Raw genomic sequence first — 12,426 nt, 5'->3', positions numbered from 1 at the left:
GAAGTCCAGATCCGGGCGGCGGTCCTCAACCGCTTCACGGCGCTCGGCATCCCGCTCACCGTGGCCATGGGATAAGTGTGTCCGGGGAAAGGGGAACTGCGGTCGTCAGCTGATTTGCGCAACAGCGCCATGTTGACGAACCAAAGCGGAGCCAGCCGTTGGTCCTATCGCGGAGCATCGCAGGCCATCCGGAAGATCCGGGAAGACATTGGGGCGCTGGAGTTCGACATCCATAGCTGGCGGTACAATGCCGCATGCGAACTGGTCGAGGCGGGGTGCAATGACGAGTTGGTTGCCGCTGTCACCGGCCAAAGCCCCAAGATGGTCGCGCATTACACCCAACAGATCCGACAGCGTGTGCGCGCAATAGAGGCACAAGGCCGCCGGAAGAAACCGGGATCTTGGTCCCGCTCCATCACGCAAAAGCGAACGGAACAAAAACAGAATATTTAGACGGCTGCTTAGACACTGTTTCAAGCGGCGGCGCGGGAGGGCGCTAAGTGCTTGAAAGTAAATGGAGGCGAGTAGGAGAATCGAACTCCTGTACACGGATTTGCAATCCGCCTGAACGATTTGAAAGAAAAGGGAAATTCGTTTCAGCAACGGCGGGACATAGCGGGAACGATGCGCGAATGTTGAAGGCCAGCCTCGCCAAAGCAGAATGTCACGATCCGCTTCTTATCGGGTGGATGGCCAAGATCGGGTCGCAGGCGTAGATTTCCATGCAGTGATTAAACACATCTGTTGACTTAAACAGATGTGTTGACTATGTTATATCCATGAACAGCAAAGAACTCGAAAAGCTCCTGCGCTCCAAAGGCTGCACCTCCGAAACCCACAAAGGGGGCAGCGGCCACAAGACTGTTCGATTGGGTGACAGGAAAAGCCAGATCCCGATGCACGGAGCCCGCAAGGAACTCGGTACGGGGCTGGTGAACAAGATACTCAAGGATCTCGGCCTCAAGTGAGGCCGGGATCTTCCGAAGGAGGCGATCCCCTGATGCTGGCCTATCCCGTAGACCTGACCCCTGACGACAACGGTACCTTTTTGGTGACCTGCCCGGATCTGCCAGAGGTGACCAGCTTCGGCGACACCGAAGCCGAAGCCCTGAGCATGGCCAAAGGAGCGATCTCCGAAGCTCTGGCATCGCGCCTGTCGGGCTTCGAGGACATCCCGCAGCCGAGCGAAGGCCCGCGCCTCGTGGCGGTTCCGCTGCAGCTCCAGATCAAGGTCCTGCTGTTCTGGGCCCTGTCAGATGCGGACAAGACCCGCGCCGATCTGGTCCGGGATCTCGGCTGGCATCGGCCCCAGGTTGACCGGCTGTTCGATCCGAACCACGCCACCCGGTTGGAGCAATACGATGCGGCGTTCGCTGCGTTGGGACGGGCTCCCGGGTTCGCGTTGGAGGCTGCAGCCTGAGGTCCGGATAGTGATGGCGCAACGACGCTGGGCCCGGTCCACTGCGCCGCTAGGGCATCATCTCCCGCCTCAGCGCGCACACCGTGCAGCTGGCCGCCGTCTGGTTGGCATCTGCCGATAGCAGACGTTCGACGCCCCGGCCTCTGCTGCCTGTGGATCACGAAAGCGGCCGTTCATCGCGGTTGCAGCACGCCCAGGAGCCGCCAAGGTCCGGAAAGCGGGACGAAGCTGACATTTAGCTGATCAGAGATCACTCGAGGCTGCAAAGGCAAGCCACGCCCAAACCGCAGACGCTAAAGCCACGAAGCGCAGCCAAGCGAAGACCGGCTTGCCCCGACGCTTCTGTCGAACATAAACCAGCCAAGCTGTTGCGCTGCATATGGTCGGGCAGAAAAGTAGCGCTAGAAACAAAGCTGCCCTTATCAAATTGGTTCGATAACCAGGAGGCGACCCATCTGTACCTGCGGGAGGCGTGAACAAATCAGCGAAGACAAGCATGACCAAAGCAACACTAGCCGCCAGCGCCAAGGTCACTGCGACGTCAAACATTGCCCCAATTTGTGTTATCAGAGCCCGAAAATTCGTCTCCTTCGCCTTCAGACTAGCTCAAAGCTTTTCAGGTAGCTATGGGCTCGGAGCGGACCTGCGGCGGCGCAGCGTGGCGCCTGAGCGCCAGGCGCCACCGACTCGGGCGCTCGCTGCCGATAGCGGCCGTTCGCGGCCATCGGGCAACACCGCCCATGCCACGGAAAGCTGACGTTCATCGCGGTTCTAGCGCGCCTTCGAGGCGTCAAGTCACAAGAGTTGACGTCAGTCGCACTTGGCCTGAACATCCGCAATGGATGGCGAGGCGTGACGGTGGTGCAGAGTTGCGCCGTTCCGTTGTTATTCAGTCCCAATGCGGTCGGAGTGGTGCTAGGATGCCGCAGGCGATACTCGCGTTCTGAGGAGTTTGCGCTTGGCGGCGCCATAACTGAGCATGTTAGGTTTGGCGGATCGCACAGTTTGAACAACGATCATGCAGGAGCCAGAGGTCACCGGTGACAGATTTTGAACAGGAGCCATTTTTCGATGCCCAACTTGCCGAGAATCCCGAGCCGAGGTGCCCGGTTCTTCTCTTACTGGACACATCAGTCTCTATGAGCGGCGCGCCTCTTTCTGAGTTGAATGAAGGTCTCTCGACATTTCGCCAAGCGCTTCTCGGCGACTCTCTTGCTGCAAAACGGGTTGAACTGGCGATGGTGACATTTGGTCCTGTGGAGATCCGGCACGAATTTGCCACCGTGGATCAATTCTATCCCGAAACTCTGCAGCCGACTGGTGCAACGCCATTGGGCGAAGCGATTGTCACGGGCTTGGACATGCTGCGGATCCGCAAGGACCATATTCGGGCAAATGGTCTAAAAATTTTTAGACCGTGGGTTTTCCTGATCACTGACGGCGCGCCGACCGACAGTTGGAATGAGGCCAAGCGCCGCGTCCATGACGGGGAAGAAGGCAAGGAGTTCATGTTCTATGCAGTCGGCGTGGAGGGTGCCGATATGGGCGTTCTTTCACAGATTGCCACACGGCAGCCGCTAAAGCTCAAGGGGCTTGCATTTAGGGAACTGTTCAAATGGCTTTCCAGTTCTCTTAGCGCCGTTTCGCAATCGAATCCCGGAGATAAGGTTGCGTTGGCGAACCCGACTACGCCGGACGGCTGGGCCGTGGCAGGGTAGTCGGAATGGCGTGGCGTTGGGCGGCCGCGTCCGAGATAGGTACTTCGCACATCAAATCAGGTGAAAGACTACAAGACGCCTTCACCGTTTCGACAATTGGCGATGAATGCGTGCTTGCCATTGTGTCGGATGGGGCCGGGAGCGCGAAGTTCGGATTTTCTGGTGCATGGCTTGCCTGTCGCGTACTCAAGGTTCGGTTCCGGGAATGGTTTTCCGAGAACAGGGCACTGCCGGAAGACGAAACGCTGAAAGACTGGATCGACGAAGTTCGAGACCAGATTTCAATGGCTGCGGTTCGGCGAGAAACATCGCCCCGACAGTTCGCCGCGACATTGGCAGCCCTTTTGATTGCGCCGAAGGAAATTCTCGCACTGCATATAGGAGATAGCGCGATTGTAGGGCGGTGCGGATCGGAATGGGATTCGATCTGCTGGCCCGAAAATGGAGAATATGCCTCGACCACATTCTTCATCACTGATGACCCCGAGCCCAATTTGAAAATTGTTCGACAGGAGCGGCAATACGATGCCTTTGCCCTTTTTTCGGATGGCGTTGGTGATTTGGCGCTTTCTGTCAAGGACAGGCGGGCACATCCTGGATTCTTCAACCCCATGATGCGCCCCGTAGATGGCGCTCTCGCCTCGGGTCGGCTCCCCGAGCTATCGCTGAAACTGCGGAGCTATCTTGCCGGGTCTTCTGTTTGCGAAAGGACCGATGATGATAAAACGCTAGTCCTGCTTTCAGGCGTATGACCATGCGGGAGATCGTTGTCGGCACATCGCGATTTCAACTCGGTGAGAAGATCGGTGGCGGTGGAGAGGGCGAAGTCTTTGTGGTCACTGGTCGCGCCGGGCAAGCGGTGAAAATTTACGGTGCGGCGATCCGTGCAGCGCGCGAAAGTAAGGTGCGGGCAATGGTGCACGGTGGCCTTGCAGCGAAGACCGATCTTGTCGCCTATCCGGGCGAGGTCGCCACCGACGTGAATGGACAGTTCCTTGGGTTCTTGATGCGCCTAGTATCAGGATATCGCCCCCTACATGAGCTTTACAGTCCGAAATCTCGGCAGCATCACTTTCCGAAGGCAGACTACCGCTTCGTTGTGCGGGCAGCGCTGAACGTGGCGCGCGCTGTCGGCAAGGTGCATCAGACCGGATGTGTCATTGGCGATCTGAACCATTCCGGAGTGCTGGTCGCCCAGGATGCGACCGTGGCGCTTATCGACGCGGACAGCTTTCAGTTCAACTTGAACGGCAAAACCTATCCCTGCCTCGTCGGGGTGGAGGATTTTACGCCCCCTGAGCTTCACGGCATCAACCTTGGCACCGTGACGCGGACGCTTCAGCACGACAACTTCGGTCTTGCGGTTGCGATCTTTCACCTTCTCTTCATGGGAAGGCACCCCTACGCAGGAGTCTACAAAGGGCCCGACTTGTCGATGGGCGCATCCATAGCCCAAAATAGGTTCGCGTTCTCCGTGCTCCGCCGATCAGAAACGCAGACGAGTCCGCCACCGGGGGCTCTGACCCTTGATCTTTTCCCGAGTTCCGTTAGTTCGGCCTTCGAGCGCGCATTTGGGCTGAATACCTCGTCGCGTCCTAATGCGGCGGAGTGGGTGGACGTACTAACAAAGCTTGAAGGCGCCTTGAGCCGCTGCGGCAAAGTCAAGTCTCATTTTTATCCAGTCAATGCCAAGGGGTGCGCCTGGTGTAGTCGGGCGGCGAGAAGCGGCTTTGACATGTTCCCGGACCTGTCTTCCGTCTCCCCGAACATTCTTACCGATGTGAGCGGCACGGAGGAGGCTATACGCGAGATCCTAGCGTTCCGCTTCCCGACAGCATCGGAAGTTCTGTCGCTTTCCGTTTCTGTTCCGCCCGGCCCAAGCGCAGCGTTGCGAAAGGCAAAGAACGCGAAGCGTGGTCAAGCCCTCAAGGCTCTTCTGATGATCGCGGGTGCAGCTGCCGGACTAACCTTTGCAACTCCGGTTTGGTTCCTTTGGTTCGGTCTTGCAGGATGGGGCGTTACCATACTCCACGACCGCAAGGTTTCAAAAGGGGCATTTCTTAGTCGGTTCGAAGCAGCCGATGGCAGGGTGCAGGACGAACTTGACGCCTTCATGCGCCGGGGGAACCTGACAGAGGTTATTCAGGTCCGCGCCGATTTAGATGGAGAGATTGAAGCATATAAGAGAATCGACGAGGATCTCGCTCTAGAATTGCGTAACCTTAAATCCACCCGTGAGGCGCGACAACGTTCGGCATTCCTCGATCAGTTTCAGGTTCGGCGCGCCAGTATCCCGGGCATAGGCCCGGCCAAGACTGCGACTTTGATCTCTTTCGGCATTGAGACCGCTGCCGATGTAAATTGGTCCGCTGTTCGCGCTGTGCCGGGCTTCGGAGATGTCATGACCCAAAAGCTGGTGAACTGGCGGAAAACCCACGATGCAATGTTCCGCTATAATCCAGCGCCGAACGCACAGGACATAACGGACGAGCGTGTGCTTCGGTCGAAATATGCAGGTATGAAGGCGAAGCTCGAAGCCTCCATCCGGAGTGGCTTGACTACACTTCGGACCGCCAAACCGCGATTAGATGCGCTAGCCTCTTGCGTTCGGGGAGAATCAGCGCTGATTCAGGCTCTTGAAGAACGGACGCGGGTTGAACAGGATTTGCGGTTGCTTGGGGTTCGAGTGCCTTCATCGACGGTCAGACTCAGGGCTGCCGTCAGATCCCGCTCAGTGCCGCCGCCTGCTTTCCGGTCAACAATTGCTTCACAGGTTCCCGCGTTCGGCGCAGTCGGCGGATCTCCAAACTGTCCGACCTGTGGTGCTCCAATGCATCGAAGGTCCGGACGATACGGCCAGTTCTGGGGGTGCTCGCGCTATCCCAGCTGTCGCGGGACAAGAAACACCTAACGGGAGTTGCCGATCCGCGCCTTGAGGGGCTCGCGCGGTTTTTTGAGTGCCGAAGAGGCTCGTTCTCACCGAAATTCCTTCGCGCTATCTATCAGGAATACTGCGAAGAGCTTGAATGCAGCTTGGGTCGTGTTCGAAGATCTCCACAGGCCCAAAGCGACGTAAGCCCGTGCGGTCTGCGAAATAGGCGGCGTGTCGGATTGCACACAACGATAACAGTCGTCGGTACAGAGCGCAGCGAACGTCCGCTCCCCGCCCCCACCGGACTCGTCCCTTCCGGCCTCAAGCGGCCATGGGCGCTCGCTGCCTAGAGCGGTCGTTGAACCCCGCGCGCTTCTGCCCCGCAGTGTCACGAAAGCGGCCGCTCATCACGGCTGCAGAGCGCCCTGGAGCCGCCAAGGTCCGGAGAGATCCGACGAAGCGGACGGTTAACCGTCTTGCGGACCGAGAATCTCCGACAGCGCCACCAAGAGAGTTTCGTCCTGATAATGCCCGGCGGCGAAGGACAGGCCGACCGGACAGCCTTCGGCCGTTAGCAGAGGCGCCGAGATCTCGGGCTTACGCGGCTCCACCGGCGCCACGGTCCCTCAAACCCAAAACCGACGTTTCCACTCGTAGAGGCTGGTGCGGTCCATGCCGCGCTGGCGACAGGCCTCGGCCACGTTGCCGAGTTCCCTAGCCAGTTCCAGCACGCTCATGCGGCTCTGCGCGACCTTCGTCTTCGCGTCACGAGCCCTGGGTCTCGTCGCTTTCGGTGTTCCATCCATGGCGGGGTCCTCATTGCCCAAAATGGCATGGAAATTAGGTTAAGTGGACAAATGGCGCTCTCTGCTTCATTGATGTGATCTCGATCCGAAACTGGCTCCGTCACTTGTTGACAGAGCCTAACTACTGCTTTGCTGGCCTTTGCTCTTGCTCACATCCCTTTCACCCCAAAATGCCATTGGTTCGTAGTCTGGATAGGGGTAAAATCCAAGATTTATCCTGATGTTGCTTTTGCGCTTCTTAATGTGGTTCTCAACAAGTCGCCTTATTGAAATGGGCTCCCCGCTGCAGATATTGAAAGCACCATCGTGGTAATCCTCAAAGAGATAAAACAATTGCTGCGCAACCTCTTCAACGGTGAGGTAATCGCGGAGTTGCTCGCCGCCACTCATGTTGAAATCTTCTTCTTTACTATCAATTGCTTTGTTTAGTTGCGATATTATAGAGTTAGTTCTTCGCCCCACTTGGTCGTAAATGTAAAAAATGCGCGCCCACTTAAGTATAAAGTCGTGCTGTTGTTGCAAAAACCGCAATTGTTTGTGTAAGGAATCTTTTGCATAGGCGTATTGGGTGTTTGGATGGGTTGGAGCGGAGGATTTTATCTTCCCGCACTGCATTCCGTATTCGGCGCATGTACCAGAAACAAGGACATGCCGGGCGCCTCTTTCGATGAGCGCCTTTAGGAAGTTGTAATTTGAGGGTAAATTACTTCCTATGTGGAACTCCGATTTGTAATTTGGGAGCCCTTGCCACGCAAGATGTATAATCCCAGTCTCAGAATTGACATCCAGTCCATCTGATGTCTGATTTATGTCCATTTGAACAAAGTTAACATCCTTGAACCATTTCAAGTTTCTTGCATTTTCCAGATCTCGCGTGACGGCTTGAACTTCATAGCCATTGCTTAGCATAATTGGGACTAAGTTCTGACCAATCGCACCAGATGCACCAGTTATGATTACTTTCTTTGGGGTGGGGGCTTTGGACATCGTCTTCCTGCCTTACGTAAGCTTTTATTTGGGCGTCTCAGTTGTAACTTTTATATCTCGATTGATCATGGGCCCGTTTCCTGTGAGGCTTTAGTTTCACGCGATTCCAGAAACTGATACGCGTCGAAAGGCTCGCAAGCCAAAAGCTGGTTTGTGACCTCTTTCAATGCCATGGTTTGGCCCAGGCGATTGGCGATACTCATTATCGCGATCCTTGCGGGATCTCGTTGATATTCTCACTTCCGGGAGGTTTTCTAGATAGATGATTTCGAAGTCTCTCGCCATTAGTCGGCGTTGATCTGATTGCATTTATGCGCTCTCTCAGCTGACGTGAATTAAATTCGATAATTGCCGTTTTAGCCTTAATTTTCCCGTGCGAATATTCAGCAAATTTGGCATTGGTTATTTTTCCGCCATCGCTTCTGGTCTCTAATGTGCTGCGGCATTCCTCGCCGGGCGCGGCCCGACATTACATCAATTCTATAGTCAACCATCAACTCTGCGCATTCCGAGTTGCATTGTCTCGCATCGAGTTTCGCATATTTATAATGCGCAAGTAACCCCCCCCTTGCGCTCAACACTAAGCTCGCAGCTTGCGCGGTTGCTGCGTCGGACGGACGATTAGGGGCAGGACTTGGGTAACGTGGCCGCCTCAGTCAAGCTGTTTTGCGCACGCGCAGGCGCCCGCGGAAACGGTTTTATCCTCTTGTTCTCGGTAACCGTTCTTTCCGGCCCCTCCGTCTGAGATCACCCCGGGTACATGCTTCGGTCCGTGGTCGGCGCGATGGCCGCCAACATGATGCTGGTTCGATGCAATTCCGATGTGGCCATCTCATTGGCGTGCTCGACGGCGTCGGCATCAGTCCGGACCACGGCATCACCGGAACCACGTCCTTGGTGGGAACCTCGACAGGCAGCAGATTGACGGGATCGAGGGCAAAGCGGGCGCGTTTCTCGGCCGACCAGCTGGCGGCGCCGTGGCCCCACGCATAGCGCAACGGCACGATGTGATCGATGTCGAGATCCCCGGCCTCGGCCACCACCTGGCCGGTATAGGGCGCGATCCAGCGGCCGTGACGCACCGAACAGCCCGAAGGCGCCAACGTCACCGGCACGGTGGAGAGATCCGCCAGCAGCTCGGCGCGGGTATCGAGGCAATCGCCATCTGAATCGGCCCAGCCCGTGCCAAAGGCCGCGCGGGTATAGGGCGCGGCCGGGCTCGCCAGCTCCGGGGCCTGCGCAACCGGGGCGCAGGCCAGGAGCGTCAGGCTCAGGATCAGCAGGGGCAGAAAACGGCGCATGGGGACGGACCTTTGACCGTGCGTCCCCAAGATCCGGTTAAACGCCGACCGGGCCGGGGGACCTCATACCAGCCCCGTCATGACCTCGCGGTTGGCGATGATCAACTCCCGCGCAGCGGTCGCGCCCCTCTTCGAGACCGAGTAATTCAGCCGCACCTCTTCGATCCGGAAGGCCCCGAAGAGCGCGCGGATCTCGGGCCGGTCGTTGATCGACAGCACGAAGGCGCCCTCGATCCTGCGCAGGCGCTCGGCCAGCTCGGCGAACTGGTCGCGGTCGAAGAGCCCCTTGCCGTAATCGTCCTCGCCGCCCCAATAGGGCGGATCGAGATAGAACAGGGTCTGCGGCCCGTCATAACGCGCCAGCACCTCCTGCCAGGGCAGGTTCTCGAAGATCACGCCATCGAGCCGATCATGGGCGGCATCGAGCAGCGGGCCGATCTTGGCCAGGCTGAACCGGGCGCTCTGGTCGGGCGCCACGCCGAAGACCCCGCCGAGCTGGCCGCCGAAGGCGAGCCGCTGCAGATAGAGGAACCGTGCCGCGCGTTCCAGGTCGGTCAGCGTGGCGGGATCGCAGGCGCGGAGCCGCTCGAATTCCCTGCGCGAGGTGATCTGGAAGCGCATGACCTCCATCAGCTGCGGATAATGGCGCTGCAACACGCGGAATAAATTGGTGATCTCGCCGTTCAGATCGTTCGCCACCTCGAGTCGCGGGCGCCAGCTGCGGCGCAGGAAGACCCCGCCCATGCCGAGGAAGGGCTCGACATAGGTCCGGTGCGGGATCGCCTCGATCTTTTCGATGATCCGCCGGTGCAGGGCCTTCTTGCCGCCGAGCCAGGGGGCGACGGGGGTGGCAGGGACGGTTTTTCGCATTTCGTTCATGTCAGGAACCTGTTCTAGGTCCGCCCGCTCTCGCGAGAGTCGGGCGGCAGATTCCCTCTGGGGTGTCGGCGCAGCACATGTTGACGCTTGGCTGCGTGGTGAGGCGGTGTTGACGCACCGCCTTGCCCCCGCCCGAAGGCGGGGGAAGCTCTCAGGCCCGGCGGCGCGTGACCGCCTGGCCGATCCGGCGCCCGATCTCGCCTGGCGAGGGGGCGATCCATCCGATCAGGGCGATCAGGACGATCCAGGCGGGGATTTCGTTGACGATCACCGTTTCCACCCGGTCGGCACGGAGGCGGTTTTCGGATTGTTCCTGTCGGATGTCGCGGGCGCGCGGCCGCACGATGCTGGGGGCATTCTCGACCTTCACCCCTTGCACGTTCTCGGCCCCCGCCTGGACATTGGCGGCGAGGTTGGGGCCAAGGGGCACCGGCAGGCCGCCGCAGCCTGCCAGCAGGAGCGCCGCGAGGATCAGTCGAGGCCGGAGCGGCATAGCGCGCGTTCCGCGGTGCGGCGGTTGACGAGGCCGGGCACGGTCTTCCCGCCCGCCTTGACCCACAACATGAGGGCATCGCAGGCGCCGGGCAGATCGCCCGCCAGCGCCCGGCGGGACATGCTCGACCGGCAGAAGGCGGCGGAGCCGATATTGTAGGCGGCCGAGACGAAGGCGGCCCGGGTCTCGACGGGCAGCGCGGCGGGCAGACAGGGGCGGATCTCGGCCTCGAACTCAGCGGTGCGGGCCGCGAGGCGGCTGCGGCAGGCCTCAGGCGTCGCGGTCTGGCCCGGACCGACGCCCAGGGTCTCGCCGTAGCAGATCGTCCAGACGCCGACGATATCCTTGTAGGACGCGGTGCGGAGGCCCTCCCAGGGGGCGATCAGCGCGACGGCGGCGGCAATCACCGCAGCGGCGGCCCCGCCCTTCGCGGCGGTTCGACGGCGGATCATCGGTCTGCCCCCTCTAGGCCGGTCTGGGCGATCAGGCGCGCGGCGAAAGCGGTCGCGGTGACGAGGGCCGAGATCCCGGCGAAGAGCCCGCGCGGCAGGCCCAGAAGATCGGGCGAGGCGAGCGACAGGCCCGCCTCGATGCCGGAAAGCAGGCCCGCGATCAGGATGAGACGGATCGACCAGGCGCGCCGGATCAGCACGCGCCAGTTGGGCACGAGTTTCATTTGCGATTTCCTGCGGTTGGGAACGGCCCCGGTCTCAGGGCCAGACGATCAGCGCGAGCCAGATGGCGGCGGTGAGGGTGAGGTAGAGGGGCAGGCTCATTTGCCGCCCCGCCAGAGGCGCAGCATTTCCGCCAGATGGGCCGGGTCGCGCTTCAGCCAGAGGAGGGCCGCGGCGGCGGTTTCCAGCGCCAGCGGGCCGAGGACGGTCACGCCGACGATGGTCAGGCGCTCGGGCGTGCCCAGCCAGAGCGCGATCTCGGGGCCCGCGACATAGCCGATGGCGCCCGAGGCCAGCACGATGCCCATGCGGGCGATCACCGCCATGCCATCGGTCCTGAGCCAGACCAGCACCAGCGCGCCGAGGATCGCCAGCAGGGTGCGGATCGCGTGGTCGGTTGCCTCGATCATGGCTCAGTCCGCGATATATTCGCGGCGGCGGTAGAGAGACGCCCGCCCGCCGCCGAAGGTGCCGTAATTGCTGCCGCCAGAGATCAGGACCAGCCGGACCCGCGATGTCCGGCGCGCGGCGCCCCCGAGCGCGATGGTCGCGCTGAGCCCCACCGACCCGGTCTGGTCGTAGATGTAATCGGTGCTGACAATGCCGATGGGCCGCGGGCGCAGCGGGTCGGGGATCCGGATCCGGCCGCCAAGCGGAACCCGGGCCTGGACAGCCGAGGTCAGGTCGAAGCCATTGGTCCAGACGCCGGGCTCGGGCACCCAGAACTGGCCGCGCAGGACGCCGGGGTTGATCGGCAGGAGGCCGTCGAGCCGGATCATGTAGTCATAGCCCGGCTCGAAGGTCGGGGCCTCCAGATATTGCGACGTGCCCTCGGTCGCAAAATCGTAGAAGACCCCGGTCGCGCTGTCGCCCGTTGCGACCATGTCGTAGGGGTGCCAGCCTGCGGGCGGAGAGAAGGCCGCGACGGCCGCCTTCAGCAGCGTGCCCGACAGCGCCCCGAAGGCGGTGCCGGTCGCGTCGGTGGCCTGGGCCTCGCTCAGCCGGGTCACGCCCGCGGGCACGAAGGCACCGGAGGCGAAGCTGCCGATCTCGACCCAGCCGCTGTTCGCGTCATTACGCATCCTGAGCGCCTTCGCGGCGGTATCGACCCAGAGCATGCCGGGCCAGGTCTCGGGGGGCGGGGTCGGCCCGGCATTGGTCGAGGCGGCGGCGGCCAGGGCGCCCTGGAAGAAGGCGAAGGCCTGGGCCTTGGTCTGGGTGACGTTCGGGATATAGGTGGCCTGGGTCATGGGTCCTCGGGGTCTTTTGGGGGGGA

The 12,426-nt window shown here is 60.4% G+C and carries 14 protein-coding genes and 1 pseudogene; 5 read left to right on the top strand and 10 right to left on the bottom strand.

The features are described 5' to 3' along the window. The first annotated feature begins 779 nt into the window (after positions 1-779). The 5 genes from C8N38_RS16035 (at position 780) to C8N38_RS16015 (ending at position 6,049) form a co-directional block, all read left to right on the top strand. Complete coding sequence (locus tag C8N38_RS16035) at positions 780-968, top strand: type II toxin-antitoxin system HicA family toxin (RefSeq protein WP_108028163.1); 189 nt, start codon at positions 780-782, stop codon at positions 966-968. A gap of 32 nt (positions 969-1,000) precedes the next feature. Then, positions 1,001-1,420 carry a type II toxin-antitoxin system HicB family antitoxin gene (locus tag C8N38_RS16030; RefSeq protein WP_108028162.1) on the top strand — a complete coding sequence of 140 codons (420 nt, stop codon included), beginning with the start codon at positions 1,001-1,003 and terminating at the stop codon, positions 1,418-1,420. A gap of 1,040 nt (positions 1,421-2,460) precedes the next feature. After that, positions 2,461-3,138: a vWA domain-containing protein gene (locus C8N38_RS16025; protein WP_108028161.1), complete on the top strand. Its 678-nt coding sequence runs from the start codon at positions 2,461-2,463 to the stop codon at positions 3,136-3,138. A 5-nt stretch (positions 3,139-3,143) separates the two neighbouring features. Beyond that, entirely contained in the window at positions 3,144-3,890 is a 747-nt protein-coding gene (locus C8N38_RS16020; RefSeq protein WP_108028160.1) for a PP2C family serine/threonine-protein phosphatase, read from the top strand. 2 nt (positions 3,891-3,892) lie between these two features. After that, complete coding sequence (locus C8N38_RS16015; RefSeq protein WP_158272370.1) at positions 3,893-6,049, top strand: topoisomerase DNA-binding C4 zinc finger domain-containing protein; 2,157 nt, start codon at positions 3,893-3,895, stop codon at positions 6,047-6,049. Positions 6,050-6,645: 596 nt separating this feature from the next. Here C8N38_RS16015 and C8N38_RS16005 read toward each other — a convergent pair. The 10 genes and pseudogenes from C8N38_RS16005 to C8N38_RS15965 form a co-directional block, all read right to left on the bottom strand. Next, positions 6,646-6,816 (bottom strand): annotated as a pseudogene (locus C8N38_RS16005) (IS481 family transposase); the annotation flags it as partial. A 117-nt stretch (positions 6,817-6,933) separates the two neighbouring features. Beyond that, positions 6,934-7,803 carry an NAD-dependent epimerase/dehydratase family protein gene (locus C8N38_RS16000; protein WP_108028158.1) on the bottom strand — a complete coding sequence of 290 codons (870 nt, stop codon included), beginning with the start codon at positions 7,801-7,803 and terminating at the stop codon, positions 6,934-6,936. A 65-nt stretch (positions 7,804-7,868) separates the two neighbouring features. Continuing rightward, a complete protein-coding gene (locus C8N38_RS21430) occupies positions 7,869-8,006 on the bottom strand; it encodes a hypothetical protein (RefSeq protein ID WP_158272369.1) in 138 nt (45 codons plus the stop codon). Between the two features lie 495 nt (positions 8,007-8,501). Then, positions 8,502-9,104: a GmrSD restriction endonuclease domain-containing protein gene (locus C8N38_RS15995; protein ID WP_108028157.1), complete on the bottom strand. Its 603-nt coding sequence runs from the start codon at positions 9,102-9,104 to the stop codon at positions 8,502-8,504. Positions 9,105-9,167: 63 nt separating this feature from the next. Continuing rightward, on the bottom strand, positions 9,168-9,974 hold the full coding sequence (locus tag C8N38_RS15990) for a DNA adenine methylase (protein WP_108028170.1): 807 nt from the start codon (positions 9,972-9,974) through the stop codon (positions 9,168-9,170). A gap of 160 nt (positions 9,975-10,134) precedes the next feature. Then, positions 10,135-10,476: a bacteriophage spanin2 family protein gene (locus C8N38_RS15985; RefSeq protein WP_108028156.1), complete on the bottom strand. Its 342-nt coding sequence runs from the start codon at positions 10,474-10,476 to the stop codon at positions 10,135-10,137. Beyond that, entirely contained in the window at positions 10,455-10,928 is a 474-nt protein-coding gene (locus tag C8N38_RS15980) for a lysozyme (RefSeq protein ID WP_108028155.1), read from the bottom strand. The genes C8N38_RS15985 and C8N38_RS15980 overlap by 22 nt, the downstream gene beginning before the upstream one ends. Further along, positions 10,925-11,152, bottom strand: coding sequence for a DUF7940 domain-containing protein (locus C8N38_RS15975; RefSeq protein ID WP_108028154.1), 228 nt, complete (start codon positions 11,150-11,152; stop codon positions 10,925-10,927). Before C8N38_RS15975 ends, C8N38_RS15980 begins: the two co-directional genes overlap by 4 nt. 96 nt (positions 11,153-11,248) lie before the next feature. Continuing rightward, the gene (locus C8N38_RS15970) at positions 11,249-11,560 is read right to left on the bottom strand and encodes a hypothetical protein (protein WP_108028153.1); all 312 of its coding nucleotides are present in this window, start codon (positions 11,558-11,560) and stop codon (positions 11,249-11,251) included. Positions 11,561-11,563: 3 nt separating this feature from the next. After that, positions 11,564-12,400, bottom strand: coding sequence for a hypothetical protein (locus C8N38_RS15965; protein ID WP_108028152.1), 837 nt, complete (start codon positions 12,398-12,400; stop codon positions 11,564-11,566). Between the last annotated feature and the right edge of the window lie 26 nt (positions 12,401-12,426).

This window comes from Rhodovulum kholense, from assembly GCF_003053725.1.
GTDB lineage: Bacteria > Pseudomonadota > Alphaproteobacteria > Rhodobacterales > Rhodobacteraceae > Rhodovulum > Rhodovulum kholense.
The sequence above is the reverse complement of the archived record's forward strand: the minus strand, read 5'-3'. Positions and strand labels throughout refer to the sequence as shown.

Bases quoted from the DNA above. Each gene is read 5' to 3' on its own strand.
- C8N38_RS16020 (WP_108028160.1), top strand. From the start codon at position 3,144: ATGGCGTGGCGTTGGGCGGCCGCGTCCGAGATAGGTACTTCGCACATC.
- C8N38_RS15965 (WP_108028152.1), bottom strand. From the start codon at position 12,400: ATGACCCAGGCCACCTATATCCCGAACGTCACCCAGACCAAGGCCCAG.
- C8N38_RS15995 (WP_108028157.1), bottom strand. From the start codon at position 9,104: ATGCGCCGTTTTCTGCCCCTGCTGATCCTGAGCCTGACGCTCCTGGCC.
- C8N38_RS15990 (WP_108028170.1), bottom strand. From the start codon at position 9,974: ATGCGAAAAACCGTCCCTGCCACCCCCGTCGCCCCCTGGCTCGGCGGC.
- C8N38_RS16035 (WP_108028163.1), top strand. From the start codon at position 780: ATGAACAGCAAAGAACTCGAAAAGCTCCTGCGCTCCAAAGGCTGCACC.
- C8N38_RS16015 (WP_158272370.1), top strand. From the start codon at position 3,893: ATGCGGGAGATCGTTGTCGGCACATCGCGATTTCAACTCGGTGAGAAG.
- C8N38_RS15975 (WP_108028154.1), bottom strand. From the start codon at position 11,152: ATGAAACTCGTGCCCAACTGGCGCGTGCTGATCCGGCGCGCCTGGTCG.
- C8N38_RS21430 (WP_158272369.1), bottom strand. From the start codon at position 8,006: ATGAGTATCGCCAATCGCCTGGGCCAAACCATGGCATTGAAAGAGGTC.
- C8N38_RS15970 (WP_108028153.1), bottom strand. From the start codon at position 11,560: ATGATCGAGGCAACCGACCACGCGATCCGCACCCTGCTGGCGATCCTC.
- C8N38_RS15980 (WP_108028155.1), bottom strand. From the start codon at position 10,928: ATGATCCGCCGTCGAACCGCCGCGAAGGGCGGGGCCGCCGCTGCGGTG.
- C8N38_RS15985 (WP_108028156.1), bottom strand. From the start codon at position 10,476: ATGCCGCTCCGGCCTCGACTGATCCTCGCGGCGCTCCTGCTGGCAGGC.
- C8N38_RS16000 (WP_108028158.1), bottom strand. From the start codon at position 7,803: ATGTCCAAAGCCCCCACCCCAAAGAAAGTAATCATAACTGGTGCATCT.
- C8N38_RS16030 (WP_108028162.1), top strand. From the start codon at position 1,001: ATGCTGGCCTATCCCGTAGACCTGACCCCTGACGACAACGGTACCTTT.